The sequence below is a fragment of the Vibrio sp. TRT 1302 genome (assembly GCF_050113875.1).
Classification (GTDB): domain Bacteria; phylum Pseudomonadota; class Gammaproteobacteria; order Enterobacterales; family Vibrionaceae; genus Vibrio.
Map to the genome: position 1 here is coordinate 145,374 of NZ_JBNJOF010000001.1, position 26,094 is coordinate 171,467.

Below are 26,094 nucleotides of genomic sequence, written 5' to 3' on the forward strand. Positions count from 1 at the left end.
AGTAACGTGCATTAAAAAAGGGCCTTGCGGCCCTTTTTGGTTTAGTGGTTAGTTGTGTCGTACACTTTGAGCAAGTCGTTCAGGATTGCTGTAGTACTTGCACTATCAAGCGGACCACCGGCCAACTCTTCAGTGTACTCAGCCTTACCACCTTCAATAATAACAGTCTGACTCTTCGCACCATCAGAGATAGTTAGTTCCAGATTGTCGCCATTAAGAGCGAGTCCAATCTCATGATTATCTAACAGCGTAGTAATTGAGTCGTTAGCATCTGTATGAAGCAGTTCAGAGATATCAATCTTATCTTCATGAGCAGTAAAGTCTTTAATCGTATCAACTTCACCATCACGAACACCTGTGCCCTGGTCAACGAACTTGAAGATGTCTGCATCATCTCCACCAATGAGAATATCGTCGCCACTACCACCTATCAGATAGTCTTTACCCTCACCACCATCAATATAGTCATTTCCAGTACCACCGCGAAGAACATCAACACCAGCGCCACCATATATTTGGTCATCACCAGAACCTCCAAAGATCGCATCAATGCCACCTTCACCAAAGATGATATCATCGCCACCGCCACCGTGAGCAATGTCAATATTGGCAGTGCTAAGACTATTTATATTGAGATCACTGTTTTCTTCAGCTGTTGTGAGTTCAACATACTCTACGCCGTCAACAAACTTATCATCTGAAGCTTCCAAGTGCTTTCCATCTGCTCCGGACGAGAATATGTTTACTAATGTCTGTTGCGTACCACTCACCAAGTCTCCTTGACCTTCGTGCTCATCTAAACCAGCATGACTACGTCCAAGATAGATCGTATCGTTTCCTTCGCCTAAATAAACACTATCGCCTGCATCACCTACATCAACAAATAACCCTTGCTTATGTCCTTCTAGCACCTTATTACTAATAGGATTACTAATCCCAGAAGCACTCCAACTAACATGTTCATGAACTTGATCGCCATAATGATTAATTCGTACATGATCGATCGCATTCGGGTTAGATGAAATAGTCAAGTTGCTACTATTTAGAGTAATTGTCGCACTATCACTCTCTAAGCCCTCTGAATCAACAGCCTTATAGTCAAATGAATCAGCTACATCCGTAACTTCAACCACTTTTATTCCCTGCAAGACATAGCCAGCACTATTGTTTTTCGCATTTAGTACAAAACGTACTTCGTCAAATGCTACACCATTTTGTAGCTGAGCTGAACCTTCCTTATTATGTTCACCCCTAACAATATCTAGCTCATCAGAACCAACAAATTTTCCATCTTTAAAAAACAGTGCAGTAAGTGACGATTTATCATTGTTAAACAAACCATTTATACTGCCTAGAGATACCACTGCTTTGTTGACTTCCACAGACTCAAATTTAACCGATATGTATTCATTTCGATTAATTTCATCACCATTACCTGCATCGTTTTTCGTAGTAGAGATAGCTAAGCCTTCTTCACCTTTAGCGTGATCATATATAAGCTTCCCTGTTTCAGTGAACTGGTGGGATTCGGCAATATCCCCTTTTAAGACAGTTCCACCTGAAATTGTGTATAAACCATTAACTGTAAGACTGGATGTACCAAGTAGGCTAGAGTCAATATCCTTTGCCACTATTGTGCCGTTAACAGCAATAAGTTCGGGATTCACGCTGTAGTGAATGCTTGTGGTTTCAGAAATAATATCCCCAACGGACAATTCAGTACGGACACCATCCTCATTGAAATAGTAAATATCCCCAAACTTTGGTTCGGATTCGATGACTAAACGAATAACATCATTCTCATCTAAGTCATCTTCAGCGTCCAAAACTAGGCTATCAAATTTAATTTCTCGACTTCCCCCTACGGTGTCGAACGCATCACCGAATGCTTTTGGAGGAGTATTGTTTTGTGAGTCTGGCGCATCTTGTACCACAACGGTTGCTTTCGCTGTTGCAGAAGCCTGACCTTTATCATCAGCTACGGTTACTTCAATGACACGATCGGTATTATCTGGATCGGCATTTGTATTGCTGAACGTAATCGCTTTTAGCGCCGTTTCAAAATCCGATGCTGATAATGCACCTCCGCCAAACACAGTAATCACAAGAAGATCTGGACTCGTATTATCGACTAAGAAGTTAGCACCTATACGCGAGTAATCAACGACATCACCCGACTGTACATTTGTCAACTTAACTGACATAGACGTAATCAAGTTGTGGTCATCGAAAATATCCGCATCAACATCGGCGATAGCAACGGCACCTTGTCCTTCAACATAAGTCGTCGAATAATCAATACCGCCATCGACAGGACGGATTGCGATAACTAAGTCATTAAAATCCTTATCACTGCCATCGTAAAGCAAGTCTTCCATCGCAACTCTGACCTCTGATTTATCATCAGAAATATCGAATTGCTCAGTATCGATATGGCTAAAGTAAGCCGCCTGACTACTTTCATTACCGTTAACCAGCAGTTTACCTTCGGCATTGACTGTTAGAACGTCAGCCGCGTCAATGGAGCTAGCCCCGTTTGGCAAAATAAAGTACTCAACGTTATCCAACGAATCTAGCAATGCAAGCTCATCTGGGTTATCGACATCATGTGAGTTATGAATTAGCACTTTAAGCTCTGCTGATTTCGTTGCGTCATCCCAAATGTAATAACCAAAAACATTACTAAACTCGGCGCTTTCAGAAACCATTTCTACTTGATACTGGACACCATTCAAGTCAACGCTAGGACGCTCATTATCCGTAATTGTTGCTTTACCAGACTCCGCAACATCTTGGTATTCAGTAGAAACTGTTAACTTAAACTGTTCGTTATTGTCAGAGACAGAGTCATCTTTAATCTCAACCTGGACTTTAAAGCTGTCATAACCAGCTGGCAGCGTGAATGTGAACTCACCGTTTATCTTGTCGACAACTAATGGAGCTTTGTCTTGGTCGTAAACAACCTTTACTTGATCACCATTAAAGTCCTCGGAGAAGGTCGCCTCAAGTTCAGTTAGTTTCATCGTTACAGTTGTTTCAGTTTCGCTCTTAGCTGACAATTCAACTTCAAATTCAGCGGCAGCACCAACGGCTTCCTCAATAGTCGGCTCACTTACCGACTCAACGACAGGACGGTCATCATCTGAGTTTGTAGGTGAGCCTGTGTCCCCGCCAATCTCTCGTCCATCATCAACAATTACTGCTTCACCAGAAACCTGTTCACTAGATACACCTTCAACACCTTTAACTACCAAGTTGAACGCTTCTTCGCCTTCAAATACTGGAGCTTGCTTATCGTCCAAAGTTGGCACCGTCACAGTTAGCTCTGTAACACCTTTAGGTACAATAACGTCACCGTTGTCAGCGACATCGAGCGTTTCAATCTTTTTAGTTTCAGGATTGTAGTACTCAACCTTAATAGTTCCTACATCAACACCATCACCGCTCAGAGTGGCTCCGTCGCTTTCCGCTGTAAGCCCAAGGTTGATCTTCACACTAACTTCAGTGTCTTTAGTAAGCTCAACCTCAAATACTGCATTTGAACCTTCGCTAACGTCACCCGCAGGTTTCACTTTTAGCCCAGGAATATCAATATTGCTAATCGTTGCTGACTCACTGACTGCGCTCGAGCCTTCACCTAGCGTAATGCTAAAGGTTTCTGGGTTCTCGTAGGTACCGTCTTTAAGTGCTGGAACCAAGATAGAGAAACTACTAACGCCAACTGGTACAGTAATTTGTCCGTTCTCGAACTTAACACCATTAGTAAATACCACTTTACTTAAGTCAACATCCGCTTGTTTATCAGCCGAATCATTGGCGCCACCGTATGTCAGTTTGAAAGACTGGGCGCTCAGAGGACCTTCACTTAGAGTCACTTTGTAAACTAAGTTATCGCCTTCTAGTGCATCCGTACCTTCAATAGACTTCACAGTGACATCATTCGGTTCAACAGGGTTAACAATCACTTTAACCGTTGCTTCGGCAAAACCGCCTTTATCGTCAGTGATCTGGTATTTAAACTCAGCAGGACCTACGTGATCACGCTCTAAGTTAAATACGACTTCATCACCATCGATGTACGCATCACCATTTTGTTCGCCAAATACGTACGTGATACGAATTTCGTCACCGTCCACATCACCGTCGTTGCTTAGCAACTCAGAAACCGGAATTCTAAACTCAGTGGTGCCATCTGGATCTTGCTCGATGACATGGGCACCACCATCGCTTGAAGCGCTGAAGCCCGTGACGAAGTAGTCAGAAGAATCCGTGCCTTTCGCAGGAACATCCGTAAAGTCAACAGCCTCGAATACAACCTTATCGAACGCAAACTCTCCGTTAGCATCGAATGAATAGCTACCTGTGTTATTAGCGTCGTTGGCAATAAACATACCACTAGCTACCGCAGTGTCGCCAAAGTAAGCAACCCACTTACCTTGTTCGTGGTTACCAGGTCCACCTTCACCTTTAATCAGGTTTGAGACTGTAAACGAGAATTCCGTAGATGGTTTGCCAAGATTAAAGACTAGTTGCTCAGAAACGCCTGTATCACGGTTATATTGGATTTGTGCACCTGGGCCACCATTAGCGTCTGAATCAACTCCCATCTTAAGGTCGCCGTCCATTGAGATATTTACCGCTTTATCAGAGCCTTGGTAGTGTGCTGACACAACCGATTCATAACCTGACCAGTCATTATTATTCAAAGAACCTAAGCTAATACTGTAACCATCAGGGTCATCGTTAGCGAATGGGGCGGTGTTGCCTTCAACGATGGTAACAGTCTTAACATCACTCTCATTACCGTCGCTATCTACCGCTTTATAGTCAAACGAATCAGACGCTTTAGCTTCAAGAGAAGTTAACTCCCAGTTGCCAGGTCCTTTCGTGCTTGCTTCAACCGCCACGATCTCTGCACCTTCTGGAGCAACGATGGTTACCGTCTGATTGTTGTGAGTGTCATCATAAAAGAAAGTTTCTTGTTCTGTACGATCACCATAGTCAAAAGTCACAGTTATCTCTGCTCGAGAGATAACATTATCAGCTGCATTTGGCGCAAACCAACCACCTAATCCGCTTAAACCAAGCGTCACTGAATCTGCAGGGCGAGATTCGAAATTAATGCGAATAACTTCATCGCTATCTATACCTTGGTCTTTGCCAGCAGATATACCGAATCCCATATGACCCAATTGAGCGTTGTCTTGAACTAAAGGTTTACCTGGGGCACCGTCGCGAGTTTCAGACGTAATAGTGACTTTGTCACCATTTGCAAACTCTACCACGCGTTCTGTAGCGCTTACTCTTTCACCCCAGTTATGGAAATCCGTAGTGCTCTCTTTGCCTTTCTCAAGGTTAGATGTGTCATTTAAACCTAAGAAGAAGCCCGTTGATTCCTGATCATCTTCGTAAACGATATTGTTCGGGTTAGCATACTTCTGGCCGACGACAACTTCAGTCTTGTTATCGCCTTCGATGTAGTAAAGCTTACCAGAATCAGGAAGTTCAGTGATGACAACGCTAAGCTGCTCGCCATCTCTATCGTCTTCTTTGTCGCTGATTTGATCCGTAGACTCATCGCTAGAATCAAATAGGACATCAGATTTACCCTGTGCGTCTAGCGAGACGGTAAAGTCCTTAGCTTGTGGCTTGTTGTCTGTTTCATCATCAGTTTCATTGAGAGTAACTTCCACTGTCCCTACTGTAGGGTCACCTGCACCATCGAATCCTTTAGCTGTAACTTTTATTACATGTGTATTGGTCGCAATCTCATAGTCATTAGTGAACGCAGCCGCACCTTCTTCAGTCAGGCTAATCTCACCTGTCTTAGCATCTACCTGATACAAAGGCTTACCATCAATATATACGTTGTCACCCTCAGCAATTGAGTAACTGATGTTGTCGCCATCTTTGTCTGTGGCGGTCACCGTACCGATGGTTACGTTAGGCTCGTGGTTTTCTTGGTAGTTGAAGCTAACTTTATCCGAATCAAACTTAGTATCTTCATCATTCAAGTTGTTTTCCATCAACTTGACAATCGTATCAACGCTATCTGTACCATCGCTGACGGTAACAACTAAATTATGAATATTTGCCGTGACATCAAAATCGTTAGCAAGTGATTCAACACCTGCGTCAGTTAGCGTAATACGGCCCTGATCGTCAATCTCGAACCAACCTTGTTCATTACCTGACTTAAACCTAAATGAAAGCTGATCTTGCGTGTTATCAATATCTTCTGCCGTTACGGTACCAATGACTGTTGTTCCGTCAATGCCTTCGTCATAACTGAATTCGTAGCCACCGTTAACGCCGTTTTCATTAGTGAACTCTGGGGCATCATTAACTGGCGTGACGTTCAGAGTAACTGTAGCGTCGTCAAAACCACCGTTACCATCTGTGACTTTGTATGTGAAAGTCACTTCGCCATTGAAGTCTTTTGCTGGTGTGAACGTTATCGTTCCGTTTTCGTAATCGACGATAAAATCTTTGTACTCGACATAATCTTCACCGTGCTTAGGTAGCGAAATCGAACCTTCGACAATAATGAGATCATCGCCATCGATGTCAATGTCGTTTGCCAAAAGCTCGTCAAACGAAATCGTGATCGTCTGCTCTTCTTCAGTAACAAGATTTGGCTGGTTGATACCTGTCACTTTAATATTATCTAGCAAAGCACCATAGCTGTCGGAAGTACCATCACCGGCGAAACCGAGTAGTGTCGTCGCACTATCGTTAACATCAAACTCACCGGACACTCTAAACCAACCATTATCCGCTGGGGTGATTGAAACCACCACGCCAGGAGGGACATTGGATAGCATGCCATCCGCATTTACAGTTATCACAGTGGAGCCCACTGTAAATGTCATGTTCGACGACTCATTACCGTCTTTGCGAGGGTTGTAATCAAACTCTACGCGGATCCTGTCTTGACCAGCAGTGTCTATTGTAGTTGTAATCGCAGTATTTTGATGAGCGTCTAGCTCCGCAATATAATCGCCATCGGTAGCCTTGGCGATAAGCCCATCGCGTTGTATTTCGAGACCGTTAGTGCCGTCCCAATCATCCAGTTGATCGCCATGTACGACTGTCCACTTACCAGTATTCGCCATATGCTCGAATGACTCAGAGAAGAGTAGCGTTGTAGTTTCTACCCCGTATTTATCATCATTTGCTTCAGGGCCGTCATTGGTTCCGGTAATAGTAATGGTCGCGGTTTGTGGAGTAATACCACCCAGACCATCAACTACATTGTAAGACAAAACTAGGGTTTCGGTTTCACCCACGGAGAGATAATCAAAGAATGATGGATCAATATTCAGCGTGTGACCGTCTGCATCAAGGGTTAACCCGTCAACCAGACCAGAGATGTTTTTGATGGATAACGTCGCATCTTCGTCCACATCGTCCGCGCCTTTCAATAGGTCCAGCGTCGTTTTAGCAGCATTTTCATGCGTTGACTTGCTCAGTGCACCTACCACTGTTGGTGCATCGTTACTGCCTTGAACTTCAACACTGATAGTATGACTCGCACTACCATCAAGCGACTTAACCGTCAGCTTCTCTTCGTATGTGTCATTGTGATCAAGCTTATTCGCTTTTGTATCATCAAGGGTATATGTCCACTCACCCGTTGACGCATTGAAGGTAAAATCACCATATTTACCCGACAGCTTCGCGCCATCAACAGCCGCGAACGTGTCTTGGCCACTGTCTGCGTCCTCGACCTTAAGTGTACCTTTAGCGAAGTCATTACCAATCGCATCGCCTTGTGAGTCGATACCCGCTTCAATAATGTCGGCGCTTTGCTCATTCTCTACGCTGATTTCTGCGTCATCATCACGGCCTTTGATCACAATCTTCGCCGTTTGAGCAGTCACACCACCCAAACCATCAATCACGTTGTACTCTAGTTTAATGACCGCTTTTTCACCTTGAGTGAGATAGCTAAAGTCTTCTGGGTTGATAATCAACGTATGGCCATCATCCGCAATACTCAGCCCTTTAACCAAGCCTTTCATGCTATCGAGATCAATAGATAGCTGCGCGTCTTTATCTACATCGTCAGCGCCATCCAATAGGTCAAGCTGCTTCTGTTTCGCGTCTTCGTTTGTTCTCTTAGTCAGCGAGCCTTCCACCGTTGGCGCGTCGTTGCTGCCTTTGACTTCGACTTCAATCTTATGGCTGTCTGTGCCATCCACTGACGCAACGGTCAACGTTTCGGTAAACGTCTCCCCCTGCTTTAGAGCGTCCGCTTTTTTGTCATCCAGTTGGTATGTCCACGCACCAGTATCGCTATCGAACGTAAAGGTACCGTATTCACCTTGCAGGGCTTCTGGTGTCACCTTGCCAAAGATACTCTGACCTGCGTCCGCATCCGACACAGACAACTTACCTTCTGCGAAGTCATTACCAATGGCATCGCCTTGTGAGTCGATACCCGCTTCAATAATGTCGGCGCTTTGCTCATTCTCTACGCTGATTTCTGCGTCATCATCACGGCCTTTGATCACAATCTTCGCCGTTTGAGCAGTCACACCACCCAAACCATCAATCACGTTGTACTCTAGTTTAATGACCGCTTTTTCACCTTGAGTGAGATAGCTAAAGTCTTCTGGGTTGATAATCAACGTATGGCCATCATCCGCAATACTCAGCCCTTTAACCAAGCCTTTCATGCTATCGAGATCAATAGATAGCTGCGCGTCTTTATCTACATCGTCAGCGCCATCCAATAGGTCAAGCTGCTTCTGTTTCGCGTCTTCGTTTGTTCTCTTAGTCAGCGAGCCTTCCACCGTTGGCGCGTCGTTGCTGCCTTTGACTTCGACTTCAATCTTATGGCTGTCTGTGCCATCCACTGACGCAACGGTCAACGTTTCGGTAAACGTCTCCCCCTGCTTTAGAGCGTCCGCTTTTTTGTCATCCAGTTGGTATGTCCACGCACCAGTATCGCTATCGAACGTAAAGGTACCGTATTCACCTTGCAAGGCTTCTGGTGTCACCTTGCCAAAGATACTCTGACCTGCGTCCGCATCCGACACAGACAGCTTACCTTCTGCGAAATCATTCCCAATCGCATTGCCATCTTTGTCGATACCCGCTTCAATAACATCTTTGCTCTGAGCATCTTTAACTGAAATCGTCGCTGTGTCATTGGTGCCTTTAACAGTAATTGAAACTGTACCAGTACCTGTTCCATCTAGTGACGTGACATCAAAGCTTAACGGAATCTCTTTGCCGTCAGGCAGTGCTTGAACCGCTGGACTCTCATTGTTAATTGTGAAAGACCAACTACCGTCAGCCTCTACTTTGAATGTGCCATATTCATTTGTTGATTCGAATGCCTGTACAAATGCTTCGCCAGCATCCACATCCACGATGTCAAGTGTACCTGTCGCTACTGTTTGATTCTCGGAGTCCTCAACAACCAAACCAGCATCATCACTAACTGTTGCAGGATCATTCACTGGCGTAACATCAATATTGACTACCAGCGTATCTGTACCACCATTGCCGTCATTGACAATGACAGTGAAGCTATCAGGGCCGTTGTAGTTTTCATTCGGCGTATATGTCCAAGTGCCGTCTGGGTTTACGACAGCGGTACCATTTGAAGGCGCAGAAGATTGGGAGAAAGTTAGGATATCTTGGGCATTTTGGTCTGTAGCAGTCAGCGTACCGCTGATAGGTGTATCTTCGTCAGTAACAACGGCAAGGCTATCACCTAGTGGGTCGTTGTTTAGATCAACGAAAACGGGATTGAATAGACGGAATTGTTCTAGGAGTGCAAGGCTTTGTGTCTGAGAAAGGCCTAATGATTCAAAACCTGAAGTATCGAAATTAGTCGACGCTATAGTCTCGGCGGCATCGCGGCTAACAGACGCTGATGACGTTAAACTCGAACCACTCTGCCCACCAGCGGCCGTTGCAAAGTCTTCACCTAACTCAGTCGGGTCTTGGCCTTCTTCTAACGCAGCAAAGATATCTGCTATTTCTGCTGAGATATCTTGGTTCTCGCCGTTGTCGCCAACAAGGTTGACTTGTAGTTGTTGATCTTCAGCAAATTCAGGATTTCCCTGAACAATCACCTCACCCGGTTTTGGAAGCTCTCCCTCTGCCAAAACTCGAACATTACCGTTTGCATCAATAACGATGATTTGGTTTGCTGCTAAATTGCCTACTGCTACGTAAGTACCAAAACCCATATTTTAAGCCCTTTATCCTTGACTAAATTCTTGCTTATGTCATTGCCGACAAAAATTTGGCAATGTTAAAAATTCATGCAAGTTATAAATTAACATCTTTAACTATTCGGCTAAACACATTTTTTGTATAAAAACCTCAACAAACACGACACAAGTTGCATTTCTCAACAATGAGACCATGAATTAAGATCACACTTTTAGCACCATACAGTCTAAATGATGACTCTTTAACCAATATGCACCCAATTTTTTAATCCTTGTCGATAATTAACAAGTTAGCAACACAATAAATGCGTTTTTCATTAGTTTTCTGGCACTAAGAGTGTTATTTTATTGGCGCTATCGATGGATAAATCTCACAAACGAGACAAAAAAGTTGAGTATTATCCTCAATTACGAGCACTTCGAGGAGAGTCAGAGTGAATTGGAATAAGTTGAAAGTACTAAGTTGCGCGGTTGCACTTAGCTTTCCAGCACATAGTCAAACATTAGAGCAAGCAGTTGCCTACACCATTACTACTAATCCTGAAATTAAAGCATCATACAATGAGTTTATGAGTAAGTTTTATGACTCAGAAGCATCAACTGGCGCTTACATGCCTAAATTGGATTTAGATGCAGGTATTGGTTATGAAGCGGTTGACTTGGCATCAGGGACCGAAAATGAATTGACCCGTAAAGAAGCGACTTTGACGCTTACACAATTGTTATGGGACGGTTCTGCTACTCTTAACGACATGGATAGAACTGCTGCAGACGCCGAGTCTGTTCGATTCCAACTTCTTTCCGACGCGCAAGATATCGCTCTTCAAGTGACAAAGATTTACTTGGACGCGACAAAAGCATATGAAGTGTTAGCTCTTTCTGAAAGTAATCTGGCTGTGCACAAAGAGATTTATCGTGATATCAGCAAGCGTGTTGATTCAGGCATAGGTTCAACAGCGGATTTATCACAAGTAGAAGCACGTTTAGCCAAAGCGCACGGCAACTTGCTCGCTGCGCAAAACAACCTGTTTGATGTCCACACTCAATTCAAGCGTATCGTTGGTCAAGCTCCACAAGGGTTAATCTTCCCTCGTGCCGATCAAACAGCAATTCCTTTTACGGTGGATGAAGCTTTAGACACCGCATTTAACTCACATCCAGTGATCAAGATAGCCCAAGCTGACGTTGATTCTGCTCGATTCCAATATGACCAAACTAAAGGCGTTAACTACCCAACACTGTCAATCGAAGCCAACCAAACTTGGCGCGATGATGCAGGCGGTATTGAAGGTGGAAGCGACGAATTCTCTGCAATGCTACGTATGCGCTATAACCTATACAACGGCGGCTCTGATGCAGACCGATCAGAGAGCGCAGCATATCAGTTGAATAAAGCGAAAGATTTCCGAGATCGTACATTCCGCACTGTTGAAGAAGGTTTGCGTCTATCATGGAGCGCTCTTGATCTTACCGTTCAGCAAAAAGAGTTTCTTGCTGACCACGTAGACTCGGCATCTGACACCGTTATTGCATACCAAAAGCAGTACAAGCTCGGCAAACGTACCCTACTTGACTTGCTCAACACTGAGAATGAGTTGTTCGAGGCTCGAAAAGGTTACCTAGATGCTAAGTATGACGAGCAATACGCAAAGTACCGCGTTATGAATGCAACGGGCAACTTGATGGCGGCACTACGTGTGGATACACCTGAAGAGTGGAATAAGAAGGTAGAATACTAAGATGAAAAAAACAGTACTTTCAGCGCTTATCACTGCAACGATTTTTGCAGCACCACTCAAAGCCGAAGACACTTACGAGTACCGTGCAACTCCGACTCCGAATCAGCTAGCAGACCTGCTGGACGAAGATAAGGATGGTGTGATTAATGCGCGAGATTTATGTCCTCAAACTCCGGCTAAAGCCGATATCGATAACGACGGATGTGGTACTTACATCAAAACAGAAGAGCAGCTAAATCTGCATATTCTGTTTGCTAATGACTCGGATCAGATTCAACCCGTTTTCTTAGCTCAGATTCGTGAGATGTCTGCCTTCCTTGAATCTTACCCGTCAACGTCGATCGAACTTCGTGGCTATGCGAGTAAAGTAGGTAAAGCGGAATACAACATGGCGCTATCTGAGCGTCGTGCAAAAGCAGTCGAAAATGCATTGCTAGAAAACGGTGTTGCTTCAGACCGTGTCCGCATTGTAGGTTTCGGTGACACAGCGCTTGAAGCATTAGGCACAGACGAAATCAGCCATGCGAAAAACCGCAAGGTAGTGGCAACGGTTGTCGGCCACAAAGGTAATGTTAAAGAAGAGTGGTCAATCTTCACTAAGATTGAGAAATAACCATTTGTTTTATATTAAGGGAGCTTCGGCTCCCTTTTTTATTTTGCTTTTGGGTGATGAGTGTTACCCTAGCAGCAATTAAACGTATGAGATAAAACCAATGAGCAAATTAACTTCTGATATTCAAGCAAACCTTGAGCTATTCGTTTCAGAAACTAAGCAATCTAAGCTAGTTTGGGGCATGCGAAATGAAGAAGGCTGGCTGTCTTGTGACTCTACTGAATTTGAAAACAGTGAAGTAATGCCATTCTGGTCAAATAAAGAAGATGCACAAGCGCACAATGTTGAAGAGTGGGCAGACTTCGAAGTACTAGAAATCCCACTGGATATTTTCGTTGAAGATTGGTTGCTAACTCTTGCTGAAGATGGTGTTTTAGTTGGTACTAACTGGAATGCTCAACTTGAAGGTAAAGAGATGGAGCCATCAGATCTAGCGAAAATGTACCTAGACTAATGACAAAAAAGCGTCCCTCGGGACGCTTTTTAGTTCTTGTTCTTATTGCTTGGCCACTAAGGCGGCCATCACCGCTTCACGGTTGTCTAAATAATCATTCAGACCGACTTTTCTCAGTTCGCATGATGGGCAGTCACCACATCCGTCACCAATAATCCCGTTGTAGCAAGTCAGGGTTTTCTCACGTACAAGTTGCAGAGCGTCATACTGATCCGCCAACGCCCAAGTCTCGGCCTTATTCAGCCACATCAAAGGGGTCGCAATCTCTAGTTGGTAGTCCATACCCTGAGCTAATGCGTTATTCATCGCTTTAACGAAATCATTACGGCAATCTGGGTAGCCAGAAAAATCCGTTTCACATACACCAGTAATCACTGTTTTCGCACCAATCTGATAAGCATAGATACCCGCTAGGGTTAAAAACAGGATATTGCGACCAGGTACAAACGAATTTGGTAGGCCATTCTCTTGCAGCTCATGAGAAACCGGAATGTCATCACGAGTGAGGGAACTGATTGCCAGTTCATTCAATAGGCTGACATCCATCACCTTATGTGCCTTAACACCCAACTCTTTCGCTAAGCTTTGTGCCACTTCGATTTCTAACTTATGACGCTGACCATAATCAAAAGTAATCGCGTGAACTTCATCAAACTGTTTAAGTGCTTGGACAAGACATGTAGTTGAATCTTGACCACCACTGAATACTACAACGGCTTTGTTCATGTTTGTTTCCTTTAAGCAATGCTGAGGTATTTGTGAGTTTGGATCGACAGACGCCAATTTCTAGCGATACAGACATCAATACATAGCTCGGTTGCACGTGGTTTTTGACTGATTGGCTGAAGCGCAATGGTTGTCGACTTTGGCACTTGAGCGCGTTCTAGCAAAGCATCCAGCTGGTCGATGTCTTTCTCGGTCGCTACTGGGTGCTTAATCTCATTCGCTCGCAATAATGCACTGTCTAACACTGGCAGTTTGCCTTTCATAGCCACTTTCGGTGACACTGTCACCCATGTATTTTCGCTAGCTACAACGTCATAAGTTCCGCTGGTCTCTATCTGACATTGGCAACCCATAGCTTCAAACGCAGCCGTCAGAGGACGAAGATCGTAAATACAAGGTTCGCCGCCAGTAATCACAATATGTTGAGCGGTGTAGCCTTGCTTGTTGTACTCATTAACAATGTCTTGTGCTGATACACTACACCAAGTCGGAGAGTCCTCTTTCTTGGTTAGGATTTCTTCAAGCGAGCATTCGTCTTGCGGGGTCGCATCCCAAGTTTGCTTAGTATCACACCAAGCACAACCCACTGGGCACTCTTGCAATCTGACAAATACTGAAGGAACGCCCGTAAAGACCCCTTCTCCCTGAATGGTTTGAAACATTTCGTTAATCTTGTACAACTTAAACTCAGCCTAAATCATCATCAAAAATTTGCAGGAACGAGACCTTAAAGGACTCCAAGTTGAAGGTCAACTAATTCATAAATTGATCATTCGAATCTCAGCCATTATGCTGGGCTCTTTTGCGTCGTCTACGCTCTATTTTAAGGTAAGTTATGTATAAATTGATTGCTCTTGATATGGATGGCACTTTGCTCACCAGCGAAAAGACCATTAGCGAGAGAACAAAACGCGCGATTGCCGAAGCACGTCAACGTGGCGTAAAGGTAGTTCTTGCCTCTGGTCGTCCTCTGGACGGCATGCAAACGAAGCTAACGGAGCTCAACATTGAAGGTGACAATGAGTTCGTTGTTTACTTCAACGGCTCAATGGTGAAAGAACTGGGCACCAACAAGCTGATTCACACTGCCATCATTGATGGTAAGCGCGCTAAACAAGTTGCGGCACTGGCGCAACAGCTAGGTGCCTACTGTCATGCCTTTAGTGCAGAGCTAGGGCTTATCACCCCAAAGCACAATGAATTCACTCAAATTGAATCCACTATTAACCAAATTCCAGTAACCGAAATGGACTTTGATCAACTTGATGACAACCACGCTATCATCAAGGCCATGATTGTTGCCGAGCCAGAAGCTCTAACTAGACTCGTTGATCAGATCCCACCATCGGTGCGAGAGGAATTTACCATCGTTCAAAGTGCGCCGTTTTTCTTAGAGTTTCTGAGTCTCGACAGTAATAAAGGCGTTGGCGTCAAAGCCATTGCAGATTATCTAGGCATTAAGGCTGACGAGGTGATTTGCATGGGTGATGCTGAAAATGATCACCACATGCTCGAATATGCTGGGCTTGGGGTTGCGATGGAAAACGCGATGGAACAGACCAAAGCCATCGCCAACTACATTACGTCGAGCAACAATGACGACGGAGTAGCAAAAGTTATTGAGCAATTCATTTTGAACAAATAAGCCCTAATGCACAAAGGCAGCGTTACGCTGCCTTTGCTTTTGCTCTGATAAGTATTGCGAACGCAATCAGCAATAACGGGTATCTAAGTGTTTCAACAATCAGCGAATAGAGGCCACTTGAGGACACAAAGGTCGCTGCATAACTGACCACCAAATAGGTTATTACCATAGCAAACATCGCAATCACCGTATCTTTGCCATTCGCCTTTTTCTGCTCTGTACGCTGGGTTGAAACCAAACCGAACACCGTCACTATTATTGCTAACCAATAAGTAAATACAGGTATTGGCCAAAAGATGGTAAGCAGTGTCGCGGCAAAAACCAGCATACCCCAAACCAGCTTCGATGAGAGCAATACCATCGCATCCACTTCGCTTCGGCTTTGTAACCTAATGATATGCCATGCGCATAAAGCACCTAATAACGCGCCACTAATACTGTCAATCATGAAAGCAGCACCACTGTAAAACTTGGCAATAGCGAGCCAACTCACGGCAATCAGGAATAGGATTGACCAACGATTAAGATACAGTTTTTTCAGTGCATCCAGAACCAAGACACCCACGCAAAGCCAAACTGCCATCGGTAAACTCGGTAAACCAAATCCATAGCTTGATGCCAACTCTACAGCAGGCAGATACACATGCGGCCGCGGAAGTGCAAACCCTTGTTGAGCAACGAGGCTAAGCAGTGATGTTACGGTAACGGCAAAGAACGCTCGATAACAAAACTCCTTACCAAATCGCCAATAAAGCAGAGGAAATAACCCCAATAAAATTAGCGGATTCGCAAGATAATTACCCGCGATCAACATCAGGTCTAAAACTGTGTAAATATACTCAGGCATCTTGAGCAAAGAGTGTTGCAGTTGCACCATCCAACCAAGTTCTAACTGATTGAAAAAAGGCGCTGCTTCGACGAGATTGCCCACGTAAAGCACGCTCTGATCGGTGGCAGTGGGCAAAGCATCAATCAACCACTGAAGTTGCTCTGGAAAACGATAGTCTTCCTTAGGGACCAGTTGAGGATCGACTAACATTGCTGACGATATCTCGATGCCATAATGTGGCGCAAACCAAATGGGTAACTCGTTACCATCGAGAAGATTGTTGTATTGGAAAGCGACAATATCTGAGTCCGCAACACAATCATAAAATGCAGCGTTATCACTACGGCCTAATTCATTGCCTACAGAAACCACCAGCCCAGTCTCTTCCCATGCTTCGCGCTGAGCCGCCAGCTTTGGATCTTCACCGCTGGCGATAGTGCCTGCAGGCAGTGAAAGCTTGCCGGTAATAATTTCATTAACCATCACCACTTTCTCGCCTGAGCGAATAACGCACACCGCACCCTTTAAATTTGAAGAGTCGGACTCAGCCACAGATGAAAGAGAAAAGAAGACTGAGATCAGAAATATAAAGGTGATAACTATATTAGAATAAAAACTCATGATGCTGGCTTGTGCTTCCCGACTGACTTACGTAACCAATGAATGTGATGTTCAAAACCGAACTGCTGATAGAATTCGACCGCTGAAGCATTAAATTGCCACACTTCAACAAAAATTTCCTGTACACCGTACTCGACAAAGCGTTGTTCTATTTTTTGGCAAAGTTGATTAGCCACACCTTGTCCACGATATTCAGGACAGATATATAGCTCGTCAATGCTCCCCATTTGAATCGGCTTACTAACTGTAGAAATGAGTTCGCAAAAATGCCCCGTGATAAAGCCTATGATGTCGTTAGCCTGACATGCCACAAAAACAAGACATTCAGGATCGTCTAAATAGCGAGCAATACTTTTTTCTTGCTCTATCTCTTCTGCTGTTTTGAAGTAGTTAGGGCATTGACGATGGTGCTCATCATGAAGCTGATACATCAGTTCATTAAGCTGTTCGAGATCGTTTTCGCCTGCAGAACGAATTGATACTGGGTGCATAAATATTTTTGCGTTGAAAATAAAGTGACAGTGTGGCGGTTTAGTAAAATTTTTTCAACAAAAAAGCCCCTTTGCATGAGGGGCTTGAACTACGTAAGATGCGTCAACTAAGAGTGCAGTGCTTTCTCGATCTCTTCTAGACTCGTTGGATCATCAATGGTTGATGGCACCGTGTATTGCTCACCATCAGCAATCTGGCGAATAGTACGGCGTAGAATCTTACCAGAGCGTGTTTTAGGTAAACGCTCAACCACCAGCGCGTGTTTAAAGCAGGCTACCGCACCAATCTGTTCGCGTACCTTGCTGATCAATTCACCCTCGAGTTGTGCATCATCAACCTTCACGCCATCTTTAAGTACGACTAGACCAAGAGGTAACTGACCTTTTAAATCATCATGCACGCCAACGACAGCGCATTCGGCAATCGCAGGGTGACCGCCAACTATCTCTTCCATCTCACCGGTTGATAGACGGTGACCCGCAACGTTAATCACGTCATCGATACGCCCCATAATGAATAGGTAACCCTCTTCATCGAGATAGCCACCATCACCAGAAACATAGTAGCCAGGGAACTGACTCAAATACCCCGATTCAAAACGGTCATGGTTACGCCACACCGTAGGTAAACAACTTGGTGGCAGTGGACGCTTCAAAGCGACAAAGCCCTGTTGATTCGCCTCAACAGCCTCGCCAAGCTCATTAAGGATCTCTACCTGATAACCTGGGATAGGCTTAGTCGCTGAGCCCGCTTTCACTGGCATCATCTCAATACCGGTCGGATTTCCGGCAATTGCCCAACCGGTTTCAGTCTGCCACCAATGGTCAATCACCGGCTTGTCGGCCTTGCTTTCAACCCATTCCAATGTTGGTGGATCAAGACGCTCACCGGCCATAAAGATTGTGGTTAATTTTGATAGGTCGAACTGCTTAATGAAGTTACCATCCGGATCTTCTTTTTTAATCGCACGAAACGCGGTTGGCGCTGAGAACAACACATCAACCTTGTGCTCTTCGCACACTCGCCAGAAGGCACCCGGATCTGGAGTACGCACTGGTTTGCCCTCAAACAGCACCGTGGTACAGCCGTGTATCAGTGGTGCATACACAATGTAAGAGTGTCCAACCACCCATCCCACATCGGATGCTGCCCAAAACACGCCATCTTGTGGGATGTTGTAGATAGAGGTCATTGAGTACTTCATCGCGACCGCATGACCACCATTGTCTCGCACAACCCCTTTTGGTTTGCCCGTTGTACCTGATGTGTAAAGGATATAAAGCGGATCCGTTGCCAGAACAGGAACGCAAGCATGTGGCAACGCAGATTGATACGCTTTCTGCCAATCAATATCGCGTTCACTCTCTAAAGAAGCTTCACACTGAGACCTTTGCAGTACAATGACGTGCTCAGGCTTCCAACGGCTGTCCATAATCGCTTTATCGACCAATGGTTTGTATGGAATGACTTTGTTCACTTCAATTCCACACGACGCTGTCATAACCACTTTGGGCTCAGCATCTTCCAAACGTACCGCAAGTTCATTGGCAGCGAATCCGCCAAATACCACCGAATGAATAGCGCCAAGACGAGCACAAGCCAGCATCGCCATGGCCGCTTCAGGTATCATCGGCATGTAAATAACAACGCGATCGCCCTTTTCAACGCCCTGCTGAGCAAGCATGCCAGCGATTTTTGCCACCTGATCACGTAACTCACGGTAGCTGTAGCTTCGCTTGGTGTCAGTGACGGGAGAATCATAAATGAGCGCAGTTTGTTCACCACGCCCCTGCTCACAGTGATAATCAAGTGCAAGCCACGAGGTATTCAGTAACCCATCAGGGAACCAGCGCTCTACGCCATTCTCGTCGTTCGCCAATATGGTTTCCGGTGCTTTGAACCAATCGATATGTTTTGCTTGTGCACCCCAAAACGCTTGTGGTTGATTGAGGGCCCATTGATATTCTTTTTCATATGCAGACATATTGCTTCCTCCAGTATGTCTCGACATTGCTTGTAGGTAGTCAGATTCAGTCAACTACGCAAAGACATCGGAGGGTACGTACACAAATCCCTCCATTATGATTCGAGCACTTCGGCTCATCACCGCTTTTTCAACGAGCCATCCGTTGTCGCTCTCGCTCGCCTTAGCACCTACTTTCAAAGTGCCAGAAGGGTGACCAAATGTGACCGACTCACGCTCACCTCCTCCTGCGGCTCTGTTTACTATCGTGCCTGGTACACATGCAGCAGAAGCAATGGCTACCGCCGCTGTGCCCATCATCGCGTGGTGCAACTTGCCCATTGACAGTGCACGGACCAGCAGATCAATCTGCTGCTCTTCAACCACTTTACCGCTCGAAGAAACATACGTTTTCGCCTGACTGACAAAGGCCACTTTCGGCGTGTGTTGTCTCGCTTGCGCTTGTTCGACCGAGTCAATCAAACCCATTTTGAGCGCACCGTATGCTCTTATTGTTTCAAAGCGCTCTAAAGCATCTTGATCATTGTTAATGTCTTGCTGTAGCTCACTGCCTGTATAGCCAAGGGCATGAGCATCAATAAAGATGGTTGGAATACCAGCATTAATCATCGTCGCTTCGAAACTACCAACCGACGGTACATTGAGTTCATCAATAACATTGCCGGTCGGAAACATACTGCCCGAACTGTCCCCTGGCTGCATAAAATCAACCTGAATCTCCGCTGCTGGGAAGGTCACACCGTCTAGCTCAAACTCTCCAAGCTCCTGCACTTGTCCATCAACAATCGGCACGTGAATCACTATCGTCTTGCCGATGTTCGCCTGCCACACTCTAACAACAGCGATACCATTGTCAGGAATACGTTCCGGGTCAACTAGCCCTGCATGGATCGCAAACGGGCCAACAGCCGCAGACAAGTTGCCACAGTTACCGCTCCAATCGACAAACGGCTTATCTATCGCGACCTGACCAAATAGATAGTCAACATCGTGTTCCGGTTTTTCACTCTTAGAAACGATCACCGTTTTACTGGTGCTGGACGTTGCGCCGCCCATGCCATCAATTTGCTTAGCGTAAGCATCAGGACTGCCAATGACACGCATTAACAGACGGTCACGCGCTTCACCGGGCTGTTGAGCTTCCAACGGCAGGTCTTGCAGACTGAAAAACACCCCTTTGCTGGTTCCGCCTCGCATATAGGTGGCGGGTACTTTTATCTGACGTAGTTTCATGACCGTCACCTACTGAGCTAAGAAGTCTTGAGCAAAGCGTTGCAATACGCCGCCCGCATTGTAGACATTCACCTCGTCAGCCGTATCTAATCGGCATGTCACAGGCACATCAAATTTCTCACCGTTTGCGCGAGTAACGACAAGCGCAAGATCCGCTCCCGGCTTGATCTCACCGATTACGTCGTACAATTCACTGCCATCAAGTTCAAGAGTTTTGCGGTCTGTCCCCTGTTTGAATTGCAGCGGCAAAACGCCCATACCCACTAAGTTGGTTCGGTGAATACGCTCGAAACCTTCGGCAACTATTGCTTCGACACCCGCAAGGCGAACCCCTTTAGCAGCCCAGTCACGAGAGGAGCCTTGGCCGTAGTCTGCACCAGCAACAATAATCAGTGGTTGCTTACGATTCATGTAAGTTTCAATCGCTTCCCACATGCGTGTCACTTTGCCATCCGGTTCGATTCGCGCTAAAGAGCCTTGTACAACCTCACCATTCTCCTTGACCATTTCATTAAACAGTTTCGGGTTGGCAAAGGTTGCGCGTTGCGCGGTAAGGTGGTCGCCACGGTGCGTAGCGTAGGAGTTAAAGTCCTCCTCAGGAACATCCATTGAAGCGAGATACTCTCCAGCCGCACTACTTGCCAAGATCGCATTCGATGGTGACAAGTGATCCGTTGTGATGTTGTCGCCCAATACCGCCAGCGGACGCATGCCTGATAACGTGCGTTCTCCCGCTAACGCCCCTTCCCAGTATGGAGGACGACGGATATATGTACTCTTCTCACGCCAGTCATAAAGAGGATTGCTGTTGCGTTGCTCATCATTAAGTTTGAACATCTGGATGTAAACCTGCTTGAACTGCTCAGGTTTTACATGCTTGCCGACAACTGCATCAATTTCTTCATCACTTGGCCAAAGGTCACTGAGGTAGATAGGATTGCCATTTTGATCATTACCTAGCGAATCACGTTCAATATCGAAACGCATCGTTCCGGCTAAGGCATAAGCAACAACCAAAGGAGGCGACGCTAAGAAGGCCTGCTTGGCATAAGGATGGATACGGCCATCAAAGTTTCGGTTACCTGATAACACAGCCGTCGTATAGACATCGCGATCGATGATCTCTTGTTGAATATCTGGGTTTAGCGCCCCACTCATCCCATTACAAGTCGTACAGGCATACGCCACGATCCCAAATCCGAGCTTCTCCAGCTCAGGAAGCAGACCAGCATCCTCAAGGTAGAGTTTGGCAACTTTAGAACCCGGCGCGAACGATGATTTCACCCAAGGTTTACGCACAAGCCCCAACTGGTTGGCTTTTTTCGCCACAAGACCCGCTGCAACGACATTGCGTGGGTTACTCGTATTCGTGCACGAGGTAATGGCCGCGATAATCACGGCTCCATCTGGAAGTTGACCTTCTTCAACCCTAGGCTGGTCTTGCTGAGGCATCGCAATGCCACGTTCAGTCAGTTCAGCGGTTGGCAATCTGCGGTGAGGGTTCGACGGGCCGGCCATATTGCGGCTGACCTTTGATAAATCGAACTCCAACACACGTTCATAGTGCGCGCTTTCAAGATCATCAGCCCATAAACCCGTCTGTTTTGCGTATTGCTCCACCAACGCAACTTGCTGTTCATCGCGACCGGTGAGTTTTAAATAGTTGATGGTTTGTTCATCGATGTAGAACATACCTGCCGTTGCCCCATATTCCGGAGTCATGTTCGAGATCGTTGCTCTATCACCAATAGTAAGGTCTCGAGCGCCCTCTCCGAAAAACTCCAAGTAGGATGAAACAACCCGTTCAGCGCGTAAGAACTCTGTAATCGCCAATACAATATCCGTTGCTGTGATGCCCGGTTGGCGTTTACCAATCAACTTCACACCAACGATATCTGGCAATCTCATCATTGAAGGACGACCTAGCATGACCGTTTCTGCTTCCAAACCACCCACACCAATCGCTATGACACCCAAAGCATCCACATGTGGAGTATGACTATCGGTGCCAACGCAGGTATCTGGATAGGCAATGCCGTCTTTTGTCTGAACAACCGGAGACATTTTTTCTAGATTGATTTGGTGCATGATGCCGTTACCAGCAGGGATCACGCTTACGTTCTCAAATGCGGTTTTACACCATTCAATGAAATGGAAGCGATCTTCGTTACGGCGCTCTTCGATTGCTCGGTTCTTCTCAAATGCATCAGGTTCAAAACCCGCGTGCTCAACGGCTAACGAGTGGTCAACAATCAACTGAGTTTCAACCACTGGATTGACTTTGGCAGGATCGCCGCCTTGCTTTGCAATGGCATCGCGAAGACCAGCCAGATCGACCAATGCAGTTTGACCAAGAATGTCATGGCATACAACACGAGCGGGATACCAAGGAAAATCATGATCACGCTTGCGTTGGATAATCTGTTGCAGGCTTTGAGTTAACGTGTCTGGATCACAGCGACGAACTAGCTGTTCGGCAAGGACACGTGAAGTATAGGGTAATGTTTCATATGCCCCTTCACAAAGGGCATTGACAGCTTCTCGGGCATCATAAAAATCAAGATGAGTTCCCGGAAGCGGTTTGCGATATTGGGTGTTAACAGTCATAGCGGCTTCCATTCAGGTAAATCGTTTTTCTTCGCTCCCTCGAACCGCGAGGGAGCAGTTTTTGTGGGGTTACCTGTTTTCGATTGGTACCCAATCTTGATGATCAGGGCCTGTATAATCCGCGCTCGGACGGATGATGCGGTTGTTTGCACGCTGTTCGTAAACATGCGCTGCCCAGCCAGTTAAACGGCTCATAACAAAGATGGGAGTAAACAGTTTGGTTGGGATGTCCATAAAGTGGTACGCCGAAGCATGGAAGAAATCTGCATTACAGAACAATCCTTTCTCGCGCTTCATTACCGCTTCTACGCGCTCGGAAACCGCGTACAAATGAGTATCACCCACAGCCTGTGAGAGCTCTTTTGACCAACGTTTGATCAGTGCGTTACGAGGGTCACTCTCACGGTAGATCGCATGACCAAAGCCCATGATCTTGTCCTTATTGGCTAGCATCTGCATGATATTCGCTTCAGCTACATCAGGCGTTTGCCAATCCTCAATCATCTCCATAGCCGCTTCATTCGCACCGCCGTGAAGTGGCCCACGCAATGTGCCGATAGCCGCCGTGATACATGAATGCAAATCGGACAATGTGGATGCACACACGCGCGCCGCAAACGTCGACGCATTGAACTCATGCTCTGCATATAAAATCAATGAGCAGTGCATCACCTGCTTGTGCATGTCTGTGGGTGTTTTATCTGTCAGCATTTTAAGGAAGTAGCCACCAATACAAGTCTCAGATTGATCTGCCGTGTCTATGCGCACACCATCGTGACTAAAGCGATACCAGTAACAAATAATGGCAGGAAATAGCGCTAGCATACGTTCTGTCGCAGCTACCTGCTCGTCAAAGCTGGTCTCTTGCTCCAAGTTACCCAGCACAGAACAACCTGTGCGCATAACATCCATCGGATGCGCAGAGGCTGGGATCAACTCCAGTGCCTGCTTTAGCTCTGTTGGCAGGCCACGTAAACTGATGAGGCGTGTTTTGTAATCATCCAGTTCTGTTTGAGTTGGAAGGTGACCACGTAACAATAAGTGTGCAACTTCTTCGAACTGCGCGTTGTTAGCGAGGTCAGTAATATCGTAACCACGATACGTCAGTCCTGTTCCCGTTTTTCCGACAGTACACAACGCCGTGCTACCTGCGCTCTGACCACGTAGGCCTGCGCCGCCTAACTCTGCTGTTTTGTTTGATGCTTGAGACATTTTGAACTCCTTTTCCATCGGCTACTGCTCTCTTTAGCGGAGCGATTTGATAGCCGACGATTTCACGTTATTGGATTAATTCCGAATTCGTTTTCCTGGGCTTCCGAGTGATTATTTTCCTTCTGAAAATAGCTGATCCAGCTTATCTTCATAATCGTGATATTTGAGGTGAGCGTAGAGCTCTTTGCGCGTCTGCATCGATTCCGTGAGCGCTTCTTGGTTCCCTACTTCCAACAAGTGTTTGTAGACGGTTTCCGCCGCCTTGTTCATCGCTCGGAACGCACTTAACGGGTAAAGCACCATATCCACTCGTGACTTAGCGAGCTCTTCACAACCATACAAAGGCGTTTGACCAAATTCAGTAATGTTGGCAAGAATTGGAACATGTTTGCCCGTCGCCTGCTCTAACGCTTGTGAAAACTGAACGTACTGCTCTAGTTTGTTCATCGCCTCAGGAAAAATCATATCCGCCCCAGCTTCAACACAAGCGATAGCACGCTCAATGGCACTGTCGATACCTTCAACAGCCAAGGCATCGGTGCGTGCCATGATGACAAAGCTTTCATCATTACGGGCGTCAACGGCCGCTTTGACTCGGTCGACCATTTCCTGCTGGCTAACAATCGCTTTATTCGGTCGGTGACCACAACGCTTTTGAGCAACTTGGTCTTCCATATGTACCGCACCCGCACCGGCCTTCTCCATCGCTTTGATGGTACGCGCGATGTTAAACGCTCCACCAAAACCGGTATCGATATCAACCAGTAACGGTAAGTCACATGCGTTTGTAATACGCTCTACATCAACCAAAACATCGTTTAGAGTGGTGATACCCAGATCAGGCAAACCATACGAAGCATTGGCGATACCGCCACCGGACAAGTAAATCGCCTGATGACCTAAGTTTTTCGCCATCATGGCGCAGTACGGATTAATCGTTCCGACGATTTGAAGTGGGTTATTTTGCTCGACGGCAAGTCTGAACTTCGCCCCTTGAGATAAACTCATGACTGTTTCCTCTAGTCCCTTAGGATTTGTTGTTCAATCAGTGTGCGGCTTCCAGAGATATGACGACGCATCAGCATTTCAGCTAATTCTTCATCACGGTTACGGATCGCCTGTAAAATGTATTTGTGCTCATCCAACGCTTCTACCGGACGAGACTGTGCTCGCGGTGACTGATAGCGGTACATGCGCAGTAAGTGGTAAAGCTCATCGCATAACAACGAGATCAGCTGGCTGTTGCGACTGGCTAAAATGATTCGGTAATGAAAGTCGAAATCACCATGCTGGTGAAAATAGGACGCGCCTTCCACTTCATCAATATGATTTGAATGTGTCGACAAAACGGCTTCAAGGCCCGCCAACTCCTCAGCAGTAATATGTCTAGCGGCTAAACGAGCCGCCATCCCTTCTAGAGCTTCTCGCACTGAGTAGAGCTCGATAAGTTTTTCGGGAGAGAAGGTAATCACACGTGCACCGACATGAGGAATGCGCTCAATCAAGCCTAACCCCTCAAGGCGCATGATCGCTTCACGCAACGGGCCACGGCTAACTTGATAACTCTTTGCCAGTTCCGGCTCAGAAATTTTGCTACCTGGTGCAATATCGCCATTGACGATGGCCTCGACCAAAGACTCTGTCAGCGTCTCAGACTTAGTATTCTCTTTTTCGGCCGCGCCTTCTTTACGACGAGATTTAAGTTCTAGGTTCATATCTGAATTACTCACGCTAACGACAGCAGAC

General features: G+C 46.0%; 15 protein-coding genes. 4 read left to right on the forward strand and 11 right to left on the reverse strand.

Annotated elements, in window-relative coordinates:
- Positions 1-41: 41 nt before the first annotated feature.
- Positions 42-10,208: a VCBS domain-containing protein gene (locus ACQEXP_RS00670; RefSeq protein WP_426967511.1), complete on the reverse strand. Its 10,167-nt coding sequence runs from the start codon at positions 10,206-10,208 to the stop codon at positions 42-44.
- Between the two features lie 419 nt (positions 10,209-10,627).
- On the opposite strand from ACQEXP_RS00670, the gene ACQEXP_RS00675 reads away from it, so the two are divergent.
- From ACQEXP_RS00675 to ACQEXP_RS00685, 3 genes are all read left to right on the forward strand, one after another.
- Positions 10,628-11,932, forward strand: coding sequence for a TolC family outer membrane protein (locus ACQEXP_RS00675; RefSeq protein ID WP_331418616.1), 1,305 nt, complete (start codon positions 10,628-10,630; stop codon positions 11,930-11,932).
- A 1-nt stretch (position 11,933) separates the two neighbouring features.
- A complete protein-coding gene (locus ACQEXP_RS00680) occupies positions 11,934-12,545 on the forward strand; it encodes an OmpA family protein (RefSeq protein ID WP_426967513.1) in 612 nt (203 codons plus the stop codon).
- Positions 12,546-12,645: 100 nt separating this feature from the next.
- Complete coding sequence (locus ACQEXP_RS00685; RefSeq protein ID WP_138972336.1) at positions 12,646-12,999, forward strand: DUF2750 domain-containing protein; 354 nt, start codon at positions 12,646-12,648, stop codon at positions 12,997-12,999.
- Between the two features lie 42 nt (positions 13,000-13,041).
- On the opposite strand, the gene queC is transcribed toward ACQEXP_RS00685, so the two are convergent.
- The gene (gene queC, locus ACQEXP_RS00690; protein ID WP_269376791.1) at positions 13,042-13,725 is read right to left on the reverse strand and encodes a 7-cyano-7-deazaguanine synthase QueC; all 684 of its coding nucleotides are present in this window, start codon (positions 13,723-13,725) and stop codon (positions 13,042-13,044) included.
- Between the two features lie 11 nt (positions 13,726-13,736).
- Positions 13,737-14,387 (reverse strand): 7-carboxy-7-deazaguanine synthase QueE, encoded by a 651-nt coding sequence (gene queE, locus ACQEXP_RS00695; protein WP_269376792.1) that lies wholly within the window; start codon positions 14,385-14,387, stop codon positions 13,737-13,739.
- A gap of 173 nt (positions 14,388-14,560) precedes the next feature.
- Here queE and ACQEXP_RS00700 point away from each other — a divergent pair, with 173 nt between their 5' ends.
- A complete protein-coding gene (locus ACQEXP_RS00700) occupies positions 14,561-15,370 on the forward strand; it encodes a Cof-type HAD-IIB family hydrolase (protein WP_426967515.1) in 810 nt (269 codons plus the stop codon).
- A gap of 22 nt (positions 15,371-15,392) precedes the next feature.
- On the opposite strand, the gene ACQEXP_RS00705 is transcribed toward ACQEXP_RS00700, so the two are convergent.
- The 8 genes from ACQEXP_RS00705 to ACQEXP_RS00740 form a co-directional block, all read right to left on the reverse strand.
- Positions 15,393-16,820: an NUDIX domain-containing protein gene (locus ACQEXP_RS00705; protein WP_426967517.1), complete on the reverse strand. Its 1,428-nt coding sequence runs from the start codon at positions 16,818-16,820 to the stop codon at positions 15,393-15,395.
- Complete coding sequence (locus tag ACQEXP_RS00710; protein WP_426967518.1) at positions 16,817-17,311, reverse strand: N-acetyltransferase family protein; 495 nt, start codon at positions 17,309-17,311, stop codon at positions 16,817-16,819. The genes ACQEXP_RS00705 and ACQEXP_RS00710 overlap by 4 nt, the downstream gene beginning before the upstream one ends.
- Before the next feature lie 107 nt (positions 17,312-17,418).
- The gene (locus ACQEXP_RS00715; protein ID WP_426967520.1) at positions 17,419-19,296 is read right to left on the reverse strand and encodes a propionyl-CoA synthetase; all 1,878 of its coding nucleotides are present in this window, start codon (positions 19,294-19,296) and stop codon (positions 17,419-17,421) included.
- 54 nt (positions 19,297-19,350) lie between these two features.
- The gene (prpF, locus tag ACQEXP_RS00720; RefSeq protein ID WP_269376797.1) at positions 19,351-20,529 is read right to left on the reverse strand and encodes a 2-methylaconitate cis-trans isomerase PrpF; all 1,179 of its coding nucleotides are present in this window, start codon (positions 20,527-20,529) and stop codon (positions 19,351-19,353) included.
- Between the two features lie 9 nt (positions 20,530-20,538).
- A complete protein-coding gene (gene acnD, locus ACQEXP_RS00725; RefSeq protein ID WP_426967522.1) occupies positions 20,539-23,136 on the reverse strand; it encodes a Fe/S-dependent 2-methylisocitrate dehydratase AcnD in 2,598 nt (865 codons plus the stop codon).
- A 69-nt stretch (positions 23,137-23,205) separates the two neighbouring features.
- A complete protein-coding gene (gene prpC, locus ACQEXP_RS00730; protein ID WP_426967524.1) occupies positions 23,206-24,348 on the reverse strand; it encodes a bifunctional 2-methylcitrate synthase/citrate synthase in 1,143 nt (380 codons plus the stop codon).
- A gap of 111 nt (positions 24,349-24,459) precedes the next feature.
- Positions 24,460-25,356, reverse strand: coding sequence for a methylisocitrate lyase (prpB, locus tag ACQEXP_RS00735; protein WP_426967526.1), 897 nt, complete (start codon positions 25,354-25,356; stop codon positions 24,460-24,462).
- Positions 25,357-25,367: 11 nt separating this feature from the next.
- The gene (locus tag ACQEXP_RS00740) at positions 25,368-26,063 is read right to left on the reverse strand and encodes a GntR family transcriptional regulator (protein WP_269376801.1); all 696 of its coding nucleotides are present in this window, start codon (positions 26,061-26,063) and stop codon (positions 25,368-25,370) included.
- Positions 26,064-26,094 lie beyond the last annotated feature (31 nt).